This window comes from Magnetospirillum sulfuroxidans, assembly GCF_018224925.1.
In the GTDB taxonomy this organism is placed as follows: domain Bacteria; phylum Pseudomonadota; class Alphaproteobacteria; order Rhodospirillales; family Magnetospirillaceae; genus Magnetospirillum; species Magnetospirillum sulfuroxidans.
Genome location: NZ_JAGTUF010000029.1, coordinates 1 through 19,397 on the forward strand (window position 1 = coordinate 1; position 19,397 = coordinate 19,397).

Sequence of the window (19,397 nt, forward strand, 5' to 3'; positions counted from 1 at the left end):
CCTCTACGCCCACCAACCGATGTGCGCCGATGTCCTGGCAGCGGGCGGCAGCTTCATCTTCGGGTGCAAGCCGTCCAGCCGTTGCGTCGTCGGATGGATGCTCACCGACCGTGAAAGCGTGACCTTGGCGAGCAAATTGATCGGTGAGATTGCTCGACGACACGGGGTTTCCCCCGACTGTCGCAAGCACGTTGGCACAGAGGGCGGTATCAGGCCATCTGCCGTGTTCCGCAAAGTTACCAACGGATTTCGCTCCGACTGGGGGGCCAAATCCATGCCGGATATCGATCCGTCACCGGCACCGCCCGCCTGAAAGGTCAGGACGCTTTCGATGCTGTCCGCGAACTCATCGACGGCAATTTCGCCGTCGCCTGAACGCCGGCGTCACCCCCGTGAGCAATTACGTCGGCATCGGCAATTCCTATCGACACTCGGTATAGACGAGGTTATGCTGCATACACATATACTTTCTATTCTCCAGGAAAATATCATGTCGCAAAAGAAACTCGTTCTTTTTGACTTAGATGGTGTAATTCTTAACAGTAAAATGAATATGGAATATTCTTGGGGACAGGTTTGCAGCCAGCTTAAAATTAATGTAGATTTTGAAGAATACTTCTCAAAAATTGGTAGGCCATTTTTTGATATTATGACAATGCTTGGCCTACAAGAATATGCCTCTAGAGCTGAAAGTATTTTTCGCGTTAGCTCTATGAGTAGCCTGCACCTAGTTTCATTCTATGATGGTGTCCGGGAAACACTTTCGGCGCTCGAGCAGGCTGGTATCGGCATGGGTGTGGTGACCTCTAAGGACCGTATGCGGACCAATGCCATCCTCGCCATGCTGCCGGTCGACTTCACCACTGTCCAAACGCCCGGCGACAAGTTCCGCGGCAAGCCGGCACCAGATCATTTGTTGCTGGCCATGGCCGAGTCGCAAATCGATCCGGCGGACACCATTTACATCGGCGATATGGACTCTGATTTCGAGGCCGCCCAGCGAGCGGGCATTGATTATCTTCATGCCCAGTGGGGTTATGGTGCCGCTCCCAAGGACGGCATCCCCGCTCTGAGCTCGATCAAGGAGCTGGCGGATTGGATCGGAGTGCGGCACCCATGAAAACGGTTGGCGTTATCCCTTGCCGCTACAAATCCGTGCGTTTTCCCGGCAAGCCTCTGGCCGATATCCTTGGCAAGCCCATGATGTGGCACGTCTATCAGCAGGCACTGAAGGCACGTACGCTGGATGCCCTCTACATTGCCACCGACGACGAGCGCATCGCCGCAGTGTGCCGCGAATTGGACCTACTGGTGCTAATGACCGGTGACAACCACAGCACTGGCACGGATCGGGTCGCCGAATGCCGGGACATGGTCGTCGCCGATGTCTATGTAAATATCCAAGGTGACGAGCCGATGATTGACCCAAGTGCTATCGATTTGGTCGTCAACGCAATCAAACAATGTGATGATCCGGCGGTAATGGCGTCAAACGCCTACACACCCATCAGCAATCCTTCGGATGCGGTGGACACCAATATCGTCAAGGTTTCTCTTACTGCTGCCGGGAATACGATGGCTTACTCGCGGTCACCCATCCCCTTTCCCAAAAGCGGAGAGGTCCGCTATTTACGACAACTCGGCCTATATGCGTTCCGCCGTAGTGGTCTGCTGATCTTCTCTGAGCATCAGCCAGGGCCCGTGGAACGGGCCGAAGGTGTGGAAATGCTGCGCTTCATTGAACATGGATACCACGTCAAGATGGTGGAAGTGCACGATGAAAGTCTGTCCGTAGACACAGAATCTGACCTTCATCGGGTTAGGGCATTGATGGGAGCCCAGGTCGGACAGCCACAACTATGATATCGGCAACGTTCCGACAATGGGCTAGAAATCAATTTTGGATGCCGCTATCTTGGATTTTCGTATTGTTCGTCGTTTCAGTTTTGCTCGGTCCGCATCGCCTAGATTTATCTGAAATGGCGTATGCCGCAGTGATTGTGGTTATTGGGGTTTATCCTTTGACCCTTATCGGCCAGGAAGACAACAGATTAGCATGAACCGCCCACCGGACGACCGGTTAAGCATAAGCCCTGTCCACTTATGGTCAGCCGGGATCATCGGCATTGGCATGATATTGCTGGTTCTGTTGCGCCCCGAGCGGCTAACCTTGGTCGGTAGCATTGCCGCCGCCGCATCTGTCGGTCTGTGTCTGGCCCATGTCGCAGCCATCCTTCTTCCACGTGAAAAGTACAGCCTGCCGTTTGTCGAAGGCATCGGTTTATTTTATTTGATCGAATTTTCCATTCAACCGTTTCTCGTCGATTTTATCTGGCCGAATGCCGCGCCGATCCGCACCTATGTCGGATCGCCCGAAATCATTGAATTCAACGGTGCCGTGATGGGGGCACTTCTGCTTGGCGTCACATCGTTTTTCGTCAGTTTTCATCTTATTCGTGGCGTTATCCGCCAGCAACGGACGTTATCCACCCTTGTACCCGATCTCCCTCCGGCAACCCTTGTAAAACTGGGCTGGATTTGCGTCGTCAGTCACGTTGTTTGGCTAAGTTTTCCGGGGGTATTCCAGATTCCGTCCTTAGGGCAGCTGATTGGCCCCCTCGGCTTTCTTGGTTTCGGCATATTTTTCTTATTGGCCGTGCGGCGGCAAACCTCGCGCCTGCAACTGCTCATCGTCTTCGGCATTTTGCTGCCGTGGCGCATTTACCTCGGCATCAAAACCGGCGCTTTGGTCGGCACCCTGCTGCTACCGGCATTTTTGACATTCCTGTTGGCTGCCGTCAACCGGCGACGCTTTATTATCGTCGCTGCAGCCTTCGCCATACTGACGCTGTCAGCCTATCCGATTTTCGTCACCTATCGGGCCATTCTGGTGTGGGAAACCGACACACTGACCCTCGCGGATCGTCTCAACATCCTGAGAAGAACGCTGTCCGACGTTGCCTCCAAAGAGATCATGACCCAAGACGGCGAGACTGTACAAACCTCGGCCAGCAGAAACTTCCGCGCCGTTCGACAAGTTTTGCGTCGGTTGAATCAGTCCGCAATCCTTGCAGTCGTTTACGAGCGCTCCCCCGAGCCGGTTCAATACTGGAACGGTGAAACTCTGTCTAGATTGATCAGTTCTCCGCTACCGCGTATTTTATGGGCCAACAAGCCATTGGAAAACCTAGGAAATACATTCGGCCACCGATACGGTTTCATTGTTGAAAGCGACACAAAGATGTCCGTTAATCTTCCCTGGCTGGTCGAGGGATTCGTAAATTTTGGCTGGTGGGGTCTGGTTGCGGTCATGGCCGGGGCCGGGATTTTTCTGGGTCTTCTCGATGGGGCTTTGAATAGGCTTGGTGCTGGCGTGACGCAGACGGTTGTTGCGGGAACGCTTTTGTTTCCGTTGATCAATCACGAATCGAACATTAGCCTGACGGTGGGTAGCACGCTTCCGACCCTGTTGATCCTCATTGTGATCTTGTATATAGCTGGCCGCTTGTCGGCCCCGCGCTCCGGCAGGGCATAAACCAACCTGGACTGCCCCAGCGTATTGCGATCTGCCGACCGAGTATTTTAAGTCTCGGCTGGAAGTGGGCCTCGCGATAAAGGAAATGTTGTGAAAGTCGTCATTCTTTGCGGTGGTCAGGGCACGCGCATCCGCGATGTCGCCGACAACATCCCCAAGCCAATGCTCCCCGTGGGGCCAGCGCCCATCTTGTGGCACGTGATGAAGTCCTATGCCGCCCACGGTTTCACCGACTTCATCCTGTGCCTGGGCTATAAAAGCCACACCATCAAGGAATTTTTCCTGAACTATCAGGCCTTCACCAGCGACTTCACCTTGACGCTGGGGCGCGAGAAGGCCATCGACTATCACGGCGACCACGCCGAAAGCGGCTGGAAGATCACCTTGGCTGAAACCGGTATCGACTCACTGACCGGCACCCGGGTCAAGCGCATCGCCAAATATCTGGATGACGACGAAGAGTTCCTGCTTACCTATGCTGATGGTGTCGCCGATATCGACATCAATGCCCTGGTCAATTTCCACCTCAGCCACGGCAAGTTGGTCACCGTCACCGGCGTCCGCCCGCCCGGCCGCTTCGGTGAATTGGGCATCGAGACCGATGGCAGCGTGCGGGAGTTCAACGAAAAGCCCCAAGCCACCGGCGGCTGTATCTCGGGCGGCTATTTCGTCTGCAACCGCAAAATGCTGGATTACATCGGCGACGACAACGTCATGTTGGAGCAGGACCCCATGCGCAAGGTGGTGGCCGATGGCCAGTTGATGGTCTATCGCCATGACGGCTTCTGGCAATGCATGGACACCTACCGCGACTACACGCTGCTGAACGATCTGTGGAACGCGGGCCAAGCCCCGTGGAGATGCTGGTGATGGAAAAATTGTTTACCGCCTTCAAGGGTAAGCGTGTGCTGGTCACCGGCGACACCGGATTCAAGGGGTCGTGGCTGTGCCTGTGGCTGACCGAATTGGGGGCCGAGGTCACCGGCTATGCCCTGCCGCCCGAAGGCGAGCGTCCGTTATTTGATCTGCTCGGTTTGCGCCAGTACATGCGCCATGTGGATGGCGACGTCCGCGATCTTGATCATATGTCCCAGGTCTTTGCCGAAAGCCAACCCGAGGTGGTCATCCATCTGGCCGCCCAGGCTTTGGTGAGGCTGTCCTATGAACAGCCCAAACAGACCATCGACACCAATGTCGGCGGATCGCTGAACCTATTGGAATGCCTGCGCACCAGCGATTCGGTGCGAGCGGCGGTCTATATTACCTCGGACAAGTGCTACGAAAACAAGGAATGGGTGTGGGGATACCGCGAAACCGACGAACTGGGCGGGCGTGATCCCTATTCGGCATCAAAAGCGGCGGCGGAAATCATTTTTTCCGCCTATTGCTCCAGCTATTTCGAGTCTCGCCCCGGTTTCGGCATCGCCAGCACCCGGGCCGGCAACGTTATCGGTGGCGGCGACTGGGCCCGCGACCGCATCATCCCCGATTGCATTCGCGCCCTGGAAGCCGGCATGCCAGTGCCGGTCCGCAACCCCCAGGCCACCCGCCCGTGGCAACACGTGTTAGAGCCGCTGTCGGGCTATCTGTCCGTTGCCGCCCATCTGGTGCAACAGCCGAAGAAATTTGGTAGCGCCTGGAATTTCGGCCCGCCCGTCGGTTCGGTGCGCACCGTCGGCGAATTGGTGGCCGAGGCGGTCAAGGTATGGGGCGAAGGCTCGTTCCAGCTCTCGCCCGAAGCCAACGCCCCACACGAAGCCCGACTGTTGCAGTTGAATACCGATCGCGCCGCCGTGGATTTGGGCTGGCGCTCACGCTGGGGCGTGGATGAAACCATCGACCGAACCATCGGCTGGTATCGTCAGGTCATCCGTGAAAACGCCTCCCCCCGCGCCGTCTGCCAGAACCAGATCAACGATTACATGGGCAAAAACCCGTGATCGACGGCGTCGTCGTCACCCCGTTGCGCCGTATCGCCGACGACCGGGGCGCGGTGATGCACATGTTGCGCGCCGATTCGCCAGTGTTCCGACAATTCGGTGAGATCTATTTTTCCTCGGTCCATCCCGGTAAGATCAAGGCTTGGCACTATCATCGTCGCATGGGCCTGAACTATGCGGTGCCAGTGGGCCGCATCAACTTCGTCCTTTACGATCCCCGGCCCGGCAGCTCCACCGAAAGCCAAATACGGGAAATCGCATTGGGCGGCGACGATTACGCTCTGGTCAGCGTACCGCCAGGCTTATGGACCGGCTTTCAATGCGTTGGCGGAGAAACCGCCCTGGTCGCCAATTGCGCCACCCTTGCCCATGACCCAAGCGAGGCCGAGCGCAAGGACCATGACGACCCGTTCATTCCTTATATCTGGCGGGATAGGCCATGACCGCCATTCTGGTCACCGGCGGCAGCGGCTATGTGGGCGGTCGTCTGGTCCGTCACCTGCTGACACAGGGACATGAAGTCCGTCTCGCCAGCCGTCGGCCGCTTTCTCCCGCTTGGGCCAAGAACGCGCGAACCATCGTGCTTGATTGGGACGATCCGGCCAGTCTGGCGGCGGCATCCGCCGGCTGCCAGACTGTGGTGCATCTGGCCGGCTTGTCAGACGGCGAATGTGCTCGCGATCCGGTACAAGCCCTGCGCGTCAACGGCGAATATACTATCCGCCTGCTGGAAGCGGCCATAAATGCCGACTGCCAGCGCTTCGTACTGTTTTCCACCGCCCATGTCTATGGTGCCCGACTGAATGGCGTGGTGGACGAAACCGCGTTACCGCTGCCGCGCCATCCTTATGGCATCAGCAACCGGGTGGCCGAGGATTTTGTTTTAGCTGCCCATGCCCAGGGCCGCATCGGCGGCTTGGCCCTGCGCCTGTCAAACGCCATCGGCGCCCCTGTCCATGCCGGCATCGATCGTTGGGGCTTGCTGGTCAACGACCTGTGCCAGGCGGCGGCAATGGGCGGACCGTTGGTAATGCGGACCAGCGGCTTGGTCCGCCGTGATTTCATTCCACTGGCCGATGTGGAAAACGCCTTGGCCTATCTGCTGACGCTTCCGCTCGTCGCCTGGGCCGACGGCCTGATGAATTTGGGCACCGGGCAAGGCACGAGCGTGGCTGCCATGGCCGATCTGGTGCTGGCCCGCGCCCGCGCCAAGGGTCTGAATGTCGCCTTGCAGCGACCGGCCCCCGCCCCCGGTGAAATCGCCACACCGTTGGAGTACCGGATCGACAAGCTGCGCTCTTGCGGTTTCATCCCGCAAGCCGATCTGGCGGGGGCTATCGACGAAACCCTTGATTTCTGTGTGGCTCAGGCCAAGGTTAGACCATGACCCACCCCCCCCTGATCACCATCGTCATTCCCACCTACAATCAGGCCGACTGGCTGCGCGAGGCACTGCATTCGGTGCTAGCCCAACGGGTGGAGAATTGGGAAGCCATCGTCATCAACAATCATTCCGCCGACCACACTGAAGCTGTGGTGGCGGAAATCAATGATCCGCGTATCCGTCTGATCAACTTCGCCAATCACGGCATCATCGCCGCCTCGCGCAACATTGGCATCGACGAAGCCCAGGGCGAATGGGTGGCGTTTCTTGATTCCGACGATGTCTGGCATGCCGACAAGCTGGAAACCTGCCTGCCGAGTCTGACCAACGACGCCGATATCGTCACCCACGGGGTGCATTTCTGGGATGGTAGCCGCATCTTGCGCGACTGGCTGCCGGGGCCGGAACGGCGGGCCAAATTGCGCAATCTGTTATTCGAGGGCTCGGCCATGTCGCCGTCGGCGACCATAATCCGCCGCTCGCTGCTGCAACAGGTCGGCGGAGTCAGCGAGGATGACGCCTTGTGCAGCGCCGAGGATTATGAGTTACAGCTTAAGCTGGTCAAGGCCGGGGCACGCATCCACTTTCTCCCCCTGATGCTCAGCAAGTACCGCATCCATCCCGGCCAGCAAAGCAAATCGGCGGAACGCCATATGCAGGCATCGCTGCTGGCGGTGCAAAAGCATTATGATGCCTTACCCAGGCGTTCATGGCACGACGCTCTGCGCTTTCGCCAACGTCTGGCAAGCCTGCAATATGGGGCTGGGCGGCTTTATCAGGAAGCCGGCGACCAGATAAAGGCCTGCCGGTTCTTTATCCAATCCCTGCGCCAATGGCCGCTGCTGCCGCGAAATTGGGTCGCCTTGCTGCTGAGCCTGATCCCGCACGGCCCCAAAACACACCATGACCGTCTGCCGGTGCTGATCAACGGCCTGCACGCCAAAAGCGGCGGCGGCGTCACCTATCTCCGCAACATCCTGGGCGATCTGGCCGAGGATCGCCGGCTTACGATCCATTTGTTGCTACACGAAGACCAATACACCTTGTTCGGCGAACCGCCGGAAGGTGTGCGCCTGCATTTGCTGCAATTCAAGACCGGCTTCCTGCGGCTGTTGCTCTGGGAACAACTGGCCCTGCCGATTCTAGCCCGCGAAATGCTAGCGGTGGTGACCTTTTCCCCCGCCAATTACGGCCCCCTCGCCGCGCCCAATCCGGTCATCCTGCTGCGCAACTCGCTGGCCGTGGTGCAACGGGACAAACGTCTGAACAAGCGTGTCTATTGGGGCATGCTGACCTTGGCCACCGCCTTGTCACTGATCACCTGCCGCCGAGCCATCGCCGTATCCGATTACGCCCGCCGCTCCCTCAGCTTCGGTTTGCCGGACTTGATCGTTAAACGTATCGAAATCATCAATCACGGTATCGCCCCGGCCTTCACCCCGGATGCTTCTGTGCCCCGCGAACAAAGCACCTTGCTGGCGGTGTGCGACATCTATGTGCAAAAGAACCTGCACACCCTGATCAAGGCCATGGCCATGCTGCAAACGCACCAGCCTTCGGCCCATCTGCTGATCGCCGGTCGCATCATCGACCCCGATTATTATAGTGAATTGCTGCAACATATCGAGCAATTGAACATCGGACATAGCATCACCTTCCTGGGCGGCTGTTCACAGGAACAGCTGATCAAGCTTTATCGAAGCTGCACCGTATTCGTCTTTCCCTCGACCATTGAAACCTTCGGCAATCCGCTGGTCGAGGCCATGGCCTGTGGCGCACCCATCGCCAGTTCCAACACCACGGCCATGCCGGAAGTGGTGGGTGACGCCGCCCGCCTGTTCGCCCCGCTCGATACCCAGGCCATGGTCGAAGCCATTTGCGGTTTGCTGGACGATCCCGCCGCCCGGTCAGAACTAAGCCGCCGCGGCCTGGAACGGGCGCATCTGTATTCCTGGAAACAGACAGCGGCCAAGACCGCCGATGTTCTGGTCGATGCCGCACGGCGGGACTGATCCACCGCCATGGCCCAACGCACCCTGATCATCACCTTGCCGCCGTTCGAAGGCGGCGTTCCGGCCAAGACCCGGTTGCTGGCGCAAGAGTTGGCCGCGCGTGGTCATCACATCACCATCGCCTATTATGCGCCACTGTCCAGTCACCGTCACCTCAGCCCGTCGCCCTGGAGCCTGCGCCACCCAGGGGTCGAAGCGGGGCGATGCTTCGACGCCGAATTCGACGCCGTCGCCGTAGGCTGCCGCTGGGCCGAGCTGGAATTTCCCTATTACCTGCCATCACCGCGCTGGCAAGCGCTGATCGACGCACATGACCGCCATGTGGCGGTGGGCGGCACCGTTTTGGTATCCAATCCTTTGCGGACCGCCAAGGTGCCGCATCTGGTGTGGTGCGCCAGTGACATGCTGGGCGACCGGCTGGACCGCCGCCTAGCCATGACATGGCCGCGCCGCCTGATCGACCACGCCGTCATCGGCCCAGTGCAAGCGGCGATGGAACGGCGCATCCTGGCCGGTACCGGTCGCATCGTCACCGTCGGCCATCATGCGCTTGGCATGTTCCGCCGTTTGGGCTTCGCCATGGCAGGGAGCGGGATCATGCCTATTCCCACCGATCCCGATCTATATCGCCCCGCCGCCACCGAAGCGGAAGCCGGCATCATCGGTTTCGCCGGACGGCCCAACGACCCCCGCAAGAATCTTGGTCTGCTGATCCGCGCCATCGTCATCGCCCATGGCCGCGATCCGCGCATCCGCCTACGCCTGACCGGACAACCCGACAAGTCCACTGCCGCCATGATCCGGTCCCTGGGCGCCCAAGCGCTGGTACAATGGCAAGGCGTGCTGCCACGCCAGGATCTGCCCGGCTTTTATGCCGGGCTGGACGTCTTCGCCCTACCTTCGGCGCAAGAGGGATTCGGCATCGTCGGCATCGAGGCCATGGCCTGCGGCGTACCGGTGGTTTCCACCCGGTGCGGTGGCCCGCAGGATTATGTGTGCGACGGCGAGACCGGTTTTCTGGTGGACTCTACCGCCCAGGCAATGGCTGAAGCCTTGCTGCGTCTGGTCATCGACCGCGCTTTGCACCACCGCATGGGGCACGCCGCCCGGAATGTGGCAAAAACCCGTTATTCCCCCGCCTGCTTTCGCAAGGCCCTTGACGAAAATTGGCAGGCCGTCTGGGGGGAACACCCATGAGCCCACGCCTGCTCTATCTGGTCAGCCACCCCATCCAATACCAAGCACCGCTCCTGCGCCTGATTGCCGCCGATTCCAGCTTGCGCTTGCGGGTCTTGTTCGAACGGGTTGATACCGTCGATGGCTATCATGATCCCGGCTTCCGCACCCATGTGCGCTGGGATGTGCCTTTACGCGACGGTTACGACAATGTCGCCCTGGCGGAAACCGATCTGACAGCCGAAATCGCCGCCGCCGATGTGATCTGGTTGCACGGCTGGGCCAGCCCGATCATGCGCCGGACCTTGCGGTTGGCGGCACACTTGGGCAAACCGGTACTGATGCGGGCGGAAAACTGGGATGGAGCCATGCCCGACGGCAAGGGGCCGCACGGCTGGCTGAAGCGGCTTTATCTGCGATGGATATTCGCCCATTGCCGGGCCTTCCTCGCCATCGGCTCGGCCAATGGCGCCTATTACCGGCGTTTCGGCATTACCGACGACCGCATTTTTGCCGTGCCCTATGCCGTGGACAACGATTTCTTCGCCGCCCAGGCCGACACCGCATCCTTGCGCCGTGAACTGGGCATCGAACCGGAACAACGGGTGATATTGTATGCAGGCAAGTTCCAGCGGCGCAAGCACCCCGAACAGGTGGTCGCCGCTTGGAAATCCCTGCCTCTGCCACGCCCCCCCCTGTTAATGGTCGGCGACGGCGAAATGCGCACCGAATTGGAAGCCATGGCCGAATCGGGGATGATCTTCGCCGGCTTCCGCAACCAGACCCAGTTGCCGGCCTTTTATGCCCTGGCTGACGTCTTCGTGCTGCCATCAGAACACGAGCCCTGGGGATTGGCGGTGAACGAGGCCATGGCCTGCGGCACCGCCGTGGTGGTCAGCGATCAGGTTGGCGCCGCCTTCGATCTGGTCGATGAGAGCACCGGCGCGGTGTTCGCCGCCGGCGATGTCGCCGCCTTAACCACCAGCTTGGTCCGGGTTCTCGAACAAAGCGAAATCCGTGGGCAAGCGGCGGCGGCCCGCATCGCCACTTGGGACTTCCGCGCCGATCTGGCCGGGGTGCATCAGGCGGTGGCCCATGTCCTTGGATAAGCCCCTCTCCATCGTGGTCATCGGCCAGACCATCACCGGTAGCCGCACTCCACAACGGGTGGCGGCATTACAGCGGCTGGGCCACCGGGTCCGGGTGATACCTATCAACCGCGACGGCGCCACCTATGAAGACCGTCCCAGCCTGATGGACCGGTTGCGCTATCGCCTGCGCCTACCCGCCGATCCTGCCGACTGCAACAACGCGGTATTGACGGTAGCCGACCAGGATTGCGATCTGGTGTGGATCGAAGCAGCCCCCATGATCCGTGCTGCCACCTTGCATCGGTTGCGGCAAGTGGCGCCCAAGGCACTGCTGACTTGGTATTCCGAAGACGACATGATGAACTCTATACACCGGTCGCGCTGGCTGGAACGCGCCATGCCCGCCTTCGACTGGTGGTTGACCACCAAATCGTTCAACCTGAATGCGGATGAAGTGCCATCGCTGGGCGTGCGCCGGATGCTGTTCGTCAACAACAGCTTCGATCCCGGCTTGCATCACCCGACACCGGTCAGCGAAATCGAACGCCAGGATTTGCAGGCAGATATGGCGTTTGTCGGTACCTTCGAGACCCCACGCGCCGCCAGCCTGCTGCGGCTGGCCGAAGCCGGCATCGCCGTCCGGGTGTGGGGCAATGGCTGGGCCGCCTGGACGGACCGTCACCCCAACCTGCACATTGAAAACCGCCCGGTCTATGATCACGATTATGCCAAGGTGGTCGGTGCGGCCAAGATCACCCTGGGCTTTTTGCGCAGGGGCAACCGCGACCGGCAAACCTGCCGCACGGTGGAAATTCCGGCTTGCGGCGGCTTCATGCTGCACGAATATTCCGACGAAGCCGCCGCCTTAGTCCACTCCGAGGCCGAGGCCGGATTTTTCCGCGATGACGATGATCTGGTGGCCCAGGCACAACGCTGGCTGGCCGACGATGCGGCACGGATAGCCGCAGCTCAGGCAGCGGCTCGGGCAATGATTGAACGCGGCCATAGCCACGATGCCCGCCTGCATGGCATCCTGAGTCGGCTGTTCGGGGAATCCAAGACACCATGAAAATCCTGATCAACGCCATTTCCGCCCGCATGGGCGGCATCGTCACCTATACCCGCAATCTCATGGACAGTCTGGCAGAGCGTAACGACACTGCCGAGTTCGCCGTGTCCCAACGCTTTCCCGGTGCCGACCGGCCCAACATGCTGCGGGTCACTGCCAGCGATTTGCGCCCGGCCCTGCGCTTGATCTGGGAGCAGACACAATGGCGCCGGATCGTCAGCCGCCGCAAACCCGATGTGTTGTTTTCGTCGGCCAATTTCGGCCTGCTGGCTTGCCCGGTACCCCAGGTTTTGCTGGTGCGCGAAGGCGGGTTGTTCGATCCGTTTTATCTGGCCAATGTCTCGCCCGAACAGGGCCTGTGGTCAGCGTTGCAGCGCAAGGCCCGCCGCCGCTTGATCATCGCCTCGGCTCGCAGCGCCGATCAGGTGATGACGCCGACCGCAGCCATGCGCGATCTGTTGTCGCTGTGGTCGCCCGACCTGGAACAAAAGATCACCGTCAATCCCTATGGCACCATGAGCCATTCCTTCATCCCAGCAACGGAGGCGCCCCGGCAATGGAAGGCCGACGGCATTCTGCGGCTGCTTTACGTGTCAGTGTATTATCCGCATAAGCGTCCCGGCTTGGTCTGCCAGGCGGTCGAGGCACTGGTCGCCCGTGGCAGCCAAGCCCATGCCACCATCACCATGACCCGGCAGGAACTGGACGATTTCCTGGGCAGCGCCCATGATCGTATCTTGATTGACACGGCCATCGCGGCCCAGACGGTCACCTTGGGCCGGCAGCCTTATGAAGCCCTGCCCAGGCTTTATCAGAACCACGACATCTTCATTTTTCCGTCCATTTCTGAAACCTTCGGCCACCCCATGGCCGAGGCCATGAGCAGCGGCATTCCAGTGCTTGCCGCCGACACCCCAGTCAACCGCGAAGTCTGTGGCGATGCCGCGCTTTATTTCGACCCGCTGTCGCTGTCATCGCTGCTTGCCTGCATTGACCGCCTGGATAACGACCCCAACTTGCGCGCTGAACTGATCGACATCGGCCGCAAAAGGGTATTGTCCTGCTATACCTGGGATCAGCATGTGGAACGACTGATGGAAATCCTGTCCAACACCGCCCAGCGCAAACCCGGCTGACCCCCATGGCAAGAACCCCACGGGTCGCCATCTCCGGCCTGATTCTGGTGGCCAGCGCAATTGCCCAGGCGGTAATCGCCTTTGGCGCCAATCTGATCATGGTCCGCCATCTCGATCCGGCCCAGTTCGGTCGTTTCGCCGTGATCCAGGCCTCGGCGGCCCTGGTGCTGTCGGTTCTGTCCATCCGCACCAACACATTGATTATCCGCACCCTTGAAGCTGAAATGAATGTACCGCGCCGCGATCTGCTGTTTTCAGTCATCGGTTGGGAAACCATAGTGGCATTTCTGCTGATCACGGCGCTGATGGTAAGTTCCGGCAACACTCAGTGGACCGATTGGTGCCTGGTCCTGGCCCTGGTGATCGGCCATTGGACCAACCAGAATCGGGCTTTCTTCGAACGCGGCTTGCGCTTTGGCGGCTTGGCCATCGTTGAAACCATGGTCCAGATCAGCGGACATGGCTTGGCCGTTGTCTTAGTCCTGGCCGGAATCGGGGCGGACAGCCTGTATGTGCGCGAATTGTTTTTCGCCCTGGCCGGATTAGCCGCCTTGATTGGCATCGGCGCCATATCTTTTTATCGTTTCCATTGGGTCGGCTGGTCGCAATGGCGAGCGGTTTTGCGGGACGGACGCGGCGTCTGGCTGGATGCCATGCTAGAGAACAGCTTCTCCCGCCTGACCCTGTTGCTGGTCAATGCTGGCACCGGCCTAAGTGGTGCCGGACTGTTCTTTCAAGCGCAACGACTGGCCCTGGTCCCGCAACAAGTGCTGCAACCGATCAGCGGACGGGTGGTCGCTGTCTGGTTTGGTCAGACAGAGTGCCGCGGCCAACGCCGCCTGATGCGCCGACGCCTCCTGCTGGTCACCGCCCCACCTTTGGCCCTGGCTGCCATTCTCGCCTGGGCCTTGGCTGATCCGGTGGTGCCGTGGATCTTTGGCGCGCCTTGGGCACCCGCTGCACCGATTTTGGTGGCCATGGCCGGTATGGTCCTGTTCCTGCCCTTATTTGAAACCTTGCGGTCGGAAGTGGTGGCGTCCAAGCGAGTGCGCTGGCTGCTGGTCGCCCGACTGGCGCAATATGGTGGCCTGCTGATCCCGCTGTGGCCGCTGATCATGGGGCAAGCCGTGGACGCCACCCATATGGGCATCGCCCTGTCGGTAGCCTATGCCGGGGCTTTCATCGTGCTGACGGCACTAATGTTGCGTTCGGAAGTCAATGCATAGGGGGTTGCACCCGCCGCCAAGCAGACCGATGATGCCGCCATGATCAGCACCGCCCCCCTAACCAATCCCTGGAATATCCTGTCTGCCTTGGTGCCACAGCCCGCTGCCGAGGCCGCCGCCGGCTGGCGCCGTCCCGGCGACCAATCCCTGGTCCTGGCACGGTCGTGCTGGTCGCTGGCTTTGCTGGCCGGCATGCTGGGATCTAAACCCAAGGTCGCATTACCGGCTTGGTTTTGCAATGCCTCACTGCTGCCGCTCCGGGCCATGGGGGCGGAGCTGATCTTCGTTCCCGTCAATGAAAATGGTTGGCCCGATTGGAGCAACCTGGGCCAGGCTGACATGGTGGTGACGGTGCACACCTTTGGCCATCCGGTCCCTCTGGACAGCGCCCGTGCCGCCTGTGACCGTACCGGCGCCATTTTGGTGGAAGATGCCGCCCATGCCCTGGCTCCGGCTCCTGGCATCGGGGAATCCGGCGATTATGTGCTGTACAGTCCGCACAAGGTGCTGGCCCTGCCCGACGGTGCCGTGATTGTCGCCCGCAATCGCCCTTTACCCGCCGGAGCAGGGCAATCAAGCGGCGGGGTATTCCGTTGGTTGAGCCGGCGGCTGATCCAATGGGCGCTGCCCGACCCGTTGCGCTCCTGGATAGCGCAAGGAGGACAAATCAACTTCCTCGACGATCCCACCACCACCGCCATGCCGCCCTTATGCACTCCGTCGCCCGTGTCGTTGCGCTTGATGACCGCCGCCGATCTGACCGTCGAGGCAACCATGCGCCGCATGAATGCCGCTTCCTTACGCCAGACACTGGGTCACTTGCCCGGCTGGCACCCTTTGTTCACCGATGACGGCCCGGCTCCTTATCGCTTTGCCTTGCGCTGTGACCACACCGACATCGCCATCGCCCGCTATGCCGCCTTGCGACACGCCCATCTGCCGGTGGAGAGCTGGCCCGATCTGCCGCCAGAAGTCAGCGACGCCACAGCCATCGGCCTGCGGCGGTCGGTGATTTTGCTGCCGGTGCATGGTGCACTACCGCCAGGATATGAACAGCTTTACGCCAAGGCTCTGGCCCATGCTTGACATCTCTTTCGACAGCCTGACCCGCCCCCAGTGGGAAGATTTGTTCGCCCAGGCCGGCCAATCCGCCCTGGTGCAAAGCTGGGCTTACGGCGAGGCCAAGCGAGCCGAAGGCTGGACCCCCCGTCGCTTGCTCATCCACCAAGACGGCAAACCGCTGGCCCTGGCCCAGGTACTGGAAAAGCGCGTGGCAGGCTTGGCGCGTATCGCCCGGCTCAATCGCGGCCCGGTGTGGCTTGGCCCGCTTGCGCTCGAAGACCAACTGGCGATCATCACCGCCTTGCGCCGTCCGTGGCGATTGTGGCGGGCGGCGGCCTTGTTCATCGCCCCAGAACTGGAGCAGGACCATGCCTCACGCCTTGGCCTGATCCGCCGCAAGGCGCCATGCTGGGGCTCGGCCTGGATCGATCTGACGCAACCGTTGGACGTCTTGCGTAAGCGGCTGGACGGTAAATGGCGCAACATGCTGGTAGGGGCGGAAAAAGCCGGCCTGTCAGCAGATATCTCGGCCACCGCCGAAACCCGGCTATGGCTGATGGGACATTATGCGGCGCTGATGCGCGACAAACACTTTACCGGCATGCCATCCGCCCAAATCACCGCCCTGGCCCAATCCCTATGTCGACCCGAGGACTTGCTGGTCATCCGTGCTCTCACCCCCGAGGACGAAGCTGTGGGCGGTATCCTGCTGGCCCGCCACGGCACCAGCGCCACCTATCTGGTGGGGTGGAACGGCGATATGGGGCGCAAGCTGAAAGCCAACAACTTCCTGCTGTGGCAGGCGATCGTGACGTTACAGGCGCAAGGCTGCCGCTGGTTGGATCTTGGCGGAATCGACGCGGCTTTGACCCCCGGCATCGCCGCCTTTAAGCGCGGTATGAAGGGTCAGGAATACTGTTTGGCCGGCGAGTTCCTCAGCCTATAGACCACTGGCCAACCCATCCAGGTGGGCCCGAGCCTTGCTGTACAGTGGATCAAGCCCGCCTTCCACCGCCAGCTGCCGCCAGGCATCGCCTCCCCCCAATTCCACGTGATCGGCGCGCAAAGCATAGGGGCTGACACTATTATGGTTGGCCCCGCGTACGCCGCTGCGACAAAACCGATGCAAGCCGGCGATGGCCTGCAAGGACGGTGTGTCCACGGACCAAGCATCGCCAAAGGTGTAAGCAAACCAATCGGGCACCACCCCCAGACGCTGCCGAAAGGCCTGGGCCGCACCCTCGATCTGCTCCGCCCGCGCATCGGGACTTAATGCGGTCAGGCGCTTATGGTCCAGGGTATGGCTGCCGATTTCCTGGCCCAAGGCACTCAACCGCTCGACCCCGTCCCAATCCAGAATACGCAGATCCCCCGCCGCCCGCTTGCCGTCGAAGACGTTAGCGGCGATGGCGGCAGCCTGGGCATCACCCGACAATTGGGTCAGGCCAGGGCAGATAAAGAACAACGCCTTGACCCCTAAGGGGGCAAGGATCGTCTCCGCCACCTCCAGATTGGACTGAAAACCGTCATCAAAGCTGAGAAGAACCCCTCGGGGACGAGGCGAAGCGGCAGCCTGAGTGGGGGTGATCAGCCGGCCATCGGCATGCAGACGCTGTACCAGCGCGGCGAAGACCGGCCGCTGCGATTGCGGCACGTCATGGAATAAAAGCGTGCGATACCCGGATTGCGGGACCACGGTGCGCACGCCACGCCACGCGGCCAACCAAACGGGAGCGATCAGGGAACGAAGGTCAGACATGGACTTTCCATAACACAAGCATCGCCGGCGACGCACGGATGTTGTATCCCGGACCTGCTTCGGCTATTGCTACCGTGTCCGCTTACATGTTGATTGTCCACACGGTGGCTGCCGACGGCGTCGCCAGCATTGCCATCATCGGCTTCGCCGCTCTGGCCCAATATCTGCGCCAAGCCCGCATGGACCCGGCGCTGGTGGCGACCCGCAAGTTCTAAAACCCGGCCAACACCGTGGCGGCCCAACCACGCAGATGCGGCTGCCCCATCCATTGGGCGATGGGGACGAAAAATCCGGTCTTGCGCCGCCTCAGCACCGCATCAGGCAAAACTGGGCGAGCACAGGCGGCCATGTCCAGTTTTGATGGCGGCTTGCCGGCCTTGACCAAGCTAACCACCTGCGACAGCAACACAGTGTCAACCAGCGGCACCCGGATTTCCAGCGAATGGGCCATGCCGGCCCAATCGGCATCTCGCAGCAACTGATTGCGCATATAAAACGCACTTTCCAGAGCGCTGACCGCCAGACGCGGGTTATCGATGCCTTCGATGGTCTCGGCTAGGGCCAGACGCGGCTGCAAATCGCGCCAACCGGCCCGCGCCATCTCGGGGTCCATCACCTGGGGCAATTCCCACGGCATGAACAGACCGCGCCGCAACAGATAGGCATCGGACAGATTTGTGCCGTATTCCAAAAGCCCAGCCCATTTGGGCGAGGTAAAACGCGACAGCCACGGCGCGCTGACCGCGCGCAAGCCACGCCCCAGAAATGGCGTCCAACCGAACGCCTTCAAACGGCTGACCACTTGCGGCAATTGGCGAAATGAATCGTAGCCGGCGAAGATTTCGTCGCCACCCAGGCCAGACAAGGCCACCTTCAGCCCGCGCTGGCGGGCGGCACGGGCGACGAACCAGACATTGACGCCATCAATGGACGGCTGGTCCATGTCAGCCAGGATTTGCTCGGATGATGCGGCAAAATCGCCGGCGGGAATACGGCAGGTGGCATGGTCAGCACCGTAATGGGCGGCCACCTGCTCGGCCAACGGCGCTTCGTCACCATCGGTACCGGCCAGTTCATCGAAGGCCAAGGTGATGGTCTTCAATCGTTCCGACGGCATGGCCTGAGCCGCTAAAGCGGCAATGGTGGTGGAATCCAGCCCCGCCGACAAGAACACCCCCACCGGCACGTCGGCGATCAGATGATGGCGGACCGAATCGGCCAGGGCGGCCCCCAGATCGACACTGGCATCGGCGGGGGCCAAACGAATAGTTTGCGCAATGTCGAAGAAGCGTCCCTGGCAATGATTGCCGTCTTGTCCCCACCACATCCAGCCGCCCGGCGCAACGGCGCGGATATGGCGATACAGGGTGTGCGGTTCAGGGACATGCCCCCACAGCCGAAAACCCACATGACCGGCGGGATCGGGGCTGGTGTCGATGGCGCCGCCAGCCAGCAGCGCCTTGACCTGCGAGGCCGCGCGGATGCAGCCCCCCTGGTCGGCGTAATAAAGCGGCTTGATGCCATACCCGTCACGGGCCAACAGCAGGCCTTGGCGAGCGTGATCCCACAGGGCGATGGCGAACATCCCACGCAGGCGCGACAGCCCATCGACGCCATAGCGGGCATAAAGCTCCAGCACCACCTCGGTATCGCCATGCGAGCGGAAGATTGCTCCCGCTTGTTGCAACTCGTCGCGTAAGTCCCGGAAGTTATAGATTTCGCCGTTGAAAACCATGATCAGACGACCATCGGCACTGGCCATGGGCTGAGCACCGGCATCGGAAAGGTCCAAAATGGACAGGCGGCGATGGGCCAACCCGACCCGATTCGAGGGCGCCAGCCATTGTCCGGCCCCATCGGGGCCGCGCACGGTCATGCGATCACGGATACGCTGCAATTCAGCGGCATCAACCGGCTTTGAATCGGCATGATGGGCGAAAATGGCGGCAAGACCGCACATGAGATTAGCCCCCCCAGGGATTGGCTGTGGCGGCGAGACATACCCGA

Annotated in this window: 18 protein-coding genes and 1 pseudogene; 17 read left to right on the plus strand and 2 right to left on the minus strand. The window is 60.7% G+C overall.

Translation table 11 applies throughout. The features are described 5' to 3' along the window. Nucleotides 1-152 precede the first annotated feature (152 nt). The 16 genes and pseudogenes from KEC16_RS18340 to KEC16_RS18415 all read left to right on the plus strand — a co-directional run. Nucleotides 153-375 (plus strand): annotated as a pseudogene (locus KEC16_RS18340) (IS66 family transposase); the annotation flags it as partial. 115 nt (nucleotides 376-490) lie between these two features. Beyond that, the gene (locus KEC16_RS18345; RefSeq protein WP_211551656.1) at nucleotides 491-1,120 is read left to right on the plus strand and encodes an HAD family hydrolase; all 630 of its coding nucleotides are present in this window, start codon (nucleotides 491-493) and stop codon (nucleotides 1,118-1,120) included. After that, entirely contained in the window at nucleotides 1,117-1,863 is a 747-nt protein-coding gene (gene kdsB, locus KEC16_RS18350) for a 3-deoxy-manno-octulosonate cytidylyltransferase (RefSeq protein WP_211551658.1), read from the plus strand. Before KEC16_RS18345 ends, kdsB begins: the two co-directional genes overlap by 4 nt. A 193-nt stretch (nucleotides 1,864-2,056) precedes the next feature. After that, complete coding sequence (locus KEC16_RS18355) at nucleotides 2,057-3,535, plus strand: hypothetical protein (RefSeq protein WP_211551660.1); 1,479 nt, start codon at nucleotides 2,057-2,059, stop codon at nucleotides 3,533-3,535. Nucleotides 3,536-3,625: 90 nt separating this feature from the next. Next, a complete protein-coding gene (gene rfbF / locus KEC16_RS18360; RefSeq protein ID WP_211551662.1) occupies nucleotides 3,626-4,405 on the plus strand; it encodes a glucose-1-phosphate cytidylyltransferase in 780 nt (259 codons plus the stop codon). Then, nucleotides 4,405-5,475: a CDP-glucose 4,6-dehydratase gene (gene rfbG, locus KEC16_RS18365; protein WP_211551664.1), complete on the plus strand. Its 1,071-nt coding sequence runs from the start codon at nucleotides 4,405-4,407 to the stop codon at nucleotides 5,473-5,475. Before rfbF ends, rfbG begins: the two co-directional genes overlap by 1 nt. Continuing rightward, a complete protein-coding gene (locus tag KEC16_RS18370) occupies nucleotides 5,472-5,918 on the plus strand; it encodes a dTDP-4-dehydrorhamnose 3,5-epimerase family protein (RefSeq protein ID WP_211551666.1) in 447 nt (148 codons plus the stop codon). Before rfbG ends, KEC16_RS18370 begins: the two co-directional genes overlap by 4 nt. Further along, on the plus strand, nucleotides 5,915-6,862 hold the full coding sequence (locus KEC16_RS18375) for an NAD-dependent epimerase/dehydratase family protein (RefSeq protein WP_211551668.1): 948 nt from the start codon (nucleotides 5,915-5,917) through the stop codon (nucleotides 6,860-6,862). Before KEC16_RS18370 ends, KEC16_RS18375 begins: the two co-directional genes overlap by 4 nt. Continuing rightward, entirely contained in the window at nucleotides 6,859-8,871 is a 2,013-nt protein-coding gene (locus KEC16_RS18380; RefSeq protein WP_211551669.1) for a glycosyltransferase, read from the plus strand. Before KEC16_RS18375 ends, KEC16_RS18380 begins: the two co-directional genes overlap by 4 nt. A gap of 9 nt (nucleotides 8,872-8,880) precedes the next feature. Next, nucleotides 8,881-10,068: a glycosyltransferase family 4 protein gene (locus KEC16_RS18385; protein WP_211551671.1), complete on the plus strand. Its 1,188-nt coding sequence runs from the start codon at nucleotides 8,881-8,883 to the stop codon at nucleotides 10,066-10,068. Next, nucleotides 10,065-11,156: a glycosyltransferase family 4 protein gene (locus tag KEC16_RS18390; RefSeq protein ID WP_211551672.1), complete on the plus strand. Its 1,092-nt coding sequence runs from the start codon at nucleotides 10,065-10,067 to the stop codon at nucleotides 11,154-11,156. Before KEC16_RS18385 ends, KEC16_RS18390 begins: the two co-directional genes overlap by 4 nt. Then, nucleotides 11,143-12,207, plus strand: coding sequence for a glycosyltransferase family protein (locus KEC16_RS18395; RefSeq protein ID WP_211551674.1), 1,065 nt, complete (start codon nucleotides 11,143-11,145; stop codon nucleotides 12,205-12,207). The genes KEC16_RS18390 and KEC16_RS18395 overlap by 14 nt, the downstream gene beginning before the upstream one ends. Then, the gene (locus tag KEC16_RS18400) at nucleotides 12,204-13,343 is read left to right on the plus strand and encodes a glycosyltransferase family 4 protein (protein ID WP_211551677.1); all 1,140 of its coding nucleotides are present in this window, start codon (nucleotides 12,204-12,206) and stop codon (nucleotides 13,341-13,343) included. Before KEC16_RS18395 ends, KEC16_RS18400 begins: the two co-directional genes overlap by 4 nt. Before the next feature lie 5 nt (nucleotides 13,344-13,348). Then, complete coding sequence (locus tag KEC16_RS18405) at nucleotides 13,349-14,569, plus strand: oligosaccharide flippase family protein (RefSeq protein WP_211551679.1); 1,221 nt, start codon at nucleotides 13,349-13,351, stop codon at nucleotides 14,567-14,569. A gap of 39 nt (nucleotides 14,570-14,608) precedes the next feature. Further along, nucleotides 14,609-15,655 carry a DegT/DnrJ/EryC1/StrS family aminotransferase gene (locus tag KEC16_RS18410; protein WP_211551681.1) on the plus strand — a complete coding sequence of 349 codons (1,047 nt, stop codon included), beginning with the start codon at nucleotides 14,609-14,611 and terminating at the stop codon, nucleotides 15,653-15,655. Continuing rightward, nucleotides 15,648-16,577, plus strand: a complete 930-nt coding sequence (locus KEC16_RS18415) for a lipid II:glycine glycyltransferase FemX (RefSeq protein WP_211551683.1) — start codon at nucleotides 15,648-15,650, stop codon at nucleotides 16,575-16,577. Before KEC16_RS18410 ends, KEC16_RS18415 begins: the two co-directional genes overlap by 8 nt. Here KEC16_RS18415 and KEC16_RS18420 read toward each other — a convergent pair. Then, nucleotides 16,572-17,390 (minus strand): polysaccharide deacetylase family protein, encoded by an 819-nt coding sequence (locus tag KEC16_RS18420; RefSeq protein WP_211551685.1) that lies wholly within the window; start codon nucleotides 17,388-17,390, stop codon nucleotides 16,572-16,574. The genes KEC16_RS18415 and KEC16_RS18420 overlap by 6 nt on opposite strands. A gap of 74 nt (nucleotides 17,391-17,464) precedes the next feature. Between KEC16_RS18420 and KEC16_RS18425 the strand changes: the two genes are divergently transcribed. Beyond that, nucleotides 17,465-17,605 carry a hypothetical protein gene (locus tag KEC16_RS18425; protein WP_211551687.1) on the plus strand — a complete coding sequence of 47 codons (141 nt, stop codon included), beginning with the start codon at nucleotides 17,465-17,467 and terminating at the stop codon, nucleotides 17,603-17,605. On the opposite strand, the gene asnB is transcribed toward KEC16_RS18425, so the two are convergent. Further along, the gene (gene asnB / locus KEC16_RS18430) at nucleotides 17,602-19,350 is read right to left on the minus strand and encodes an asparagine synthase (glutamine-hydrolyzing) (protein ID WP_211551689.1); all 1,749 of its coding nucleotides are present in this window, start codon (nucleotides 19,348-19,350) and stop codon (nucleotides 17,602-17,604) included. The two genes, KEC16_RS18425 and asnB, sit on opposite strands and share 4 nt — an antisense overlap. Between the last annotated feature and the right edge of the window lie 47 nt (nucleotides 19,351-19,397).

Coding starts and splice junctions, on each gene's coding strand:
- KEC16_RS18345 (WP_211551656.1), top strand. CDS start 491: ATGTCGCAAAAGAAACTCGTTCTTTTTGACTTAGATGGTGTAATTCTT.
- kdsB (WP_211551658.1), top strand. CDS start 1,117: ATGAAAACGGTTGGCGTTATCCCTTGCCGCTACAAATCCGTGCGTTTT.
- asnB (WP_211551689.1), bottom strand. CDS start 19,350: ATGTGCGGTCTTGCCGCCATTTTCGCCCATCATGCCGATTCAAAGCCG.
- KEC16_RS18405 (WP_211551679.1), top strand. CDS start 13,349: ATGGCAAGAACCCCACGGGTCGCCATCTCCGGCCTGATTCTGGTGGCC.
- KEC16_RS18380 (WP_211551669.1), top strand. CDS start 6,859: ATGACCCACCCCCCCCTGATCACCATCGTCATTCCCACCTACAATCAG.
- KEC16_RS18375 (WP_211551668.1), top strand. CDS start 5,915: ATGACCGCCATTCTGGTCACCGGCGGCAGCGGCTATGTGGGCGGTCGT.
- KEC16_RS18355 (WP_211551660.1), top strand. CDS start 2,057: ATGAACCGCCCACCGGACGACCGGTTAAGCATAAGCCCTGTCCACTTA.
- KEC16_RS18390 (WP_211551672.1), top strand. CDS start 10,065: ATGAGCCCACGCCTGCTCTATCTGGTCAGCCACCCCATCCAATACCAA.
- KEC16_RS18385 (WP_211551671.1), top strand. CDS start 8,881: ATGGCCCAACGCACCCTGATCATCACCTTGCCGCCGTTCGAAGGCGGC.
- KEC16_RS18395 (WP_211551674.1), top strand. CDS start 11,143: ATGTCCTTGGATAAGCCCCTCTCCATCGTGGTCATCGGCCAGACCATC.
- rfbG (WP_211551664.1), top strand. CDS start 4,405: ATGGAAAAATTGTTTACCGCCTTCAAGGGTAAGCGTGTGCTGGTCACC.
- KEC16_RS18420 (WP_211551685.1), bottom strand. CDS start 17,390: ATGTCTGACCTTCGTTCCCTGATCGCTCCCGTTTGGTTGGCCGCGTGG.
- KEC16_RS18415 (WP_211551683.1), top strand. CDS start 15,648: ATGCTTGACATCTCTTTCGACAGCCTGACCCGCCCCCAGTGGGAAGAT.
- KEC16_RS18400 (WP_211551677.1), top strand. CDS start 12,204: ATGAAAATCCTGATCAACGCCATTTCCGCCCGCATGGGCGGCATCGTC.
- KEC16_RS18410 (WP_211551681.1), top strand. CDS start 14,609: ATGATCAGCACCGCCCCCCTAACCAATCCCTGGAATATCCTGTCTGCC.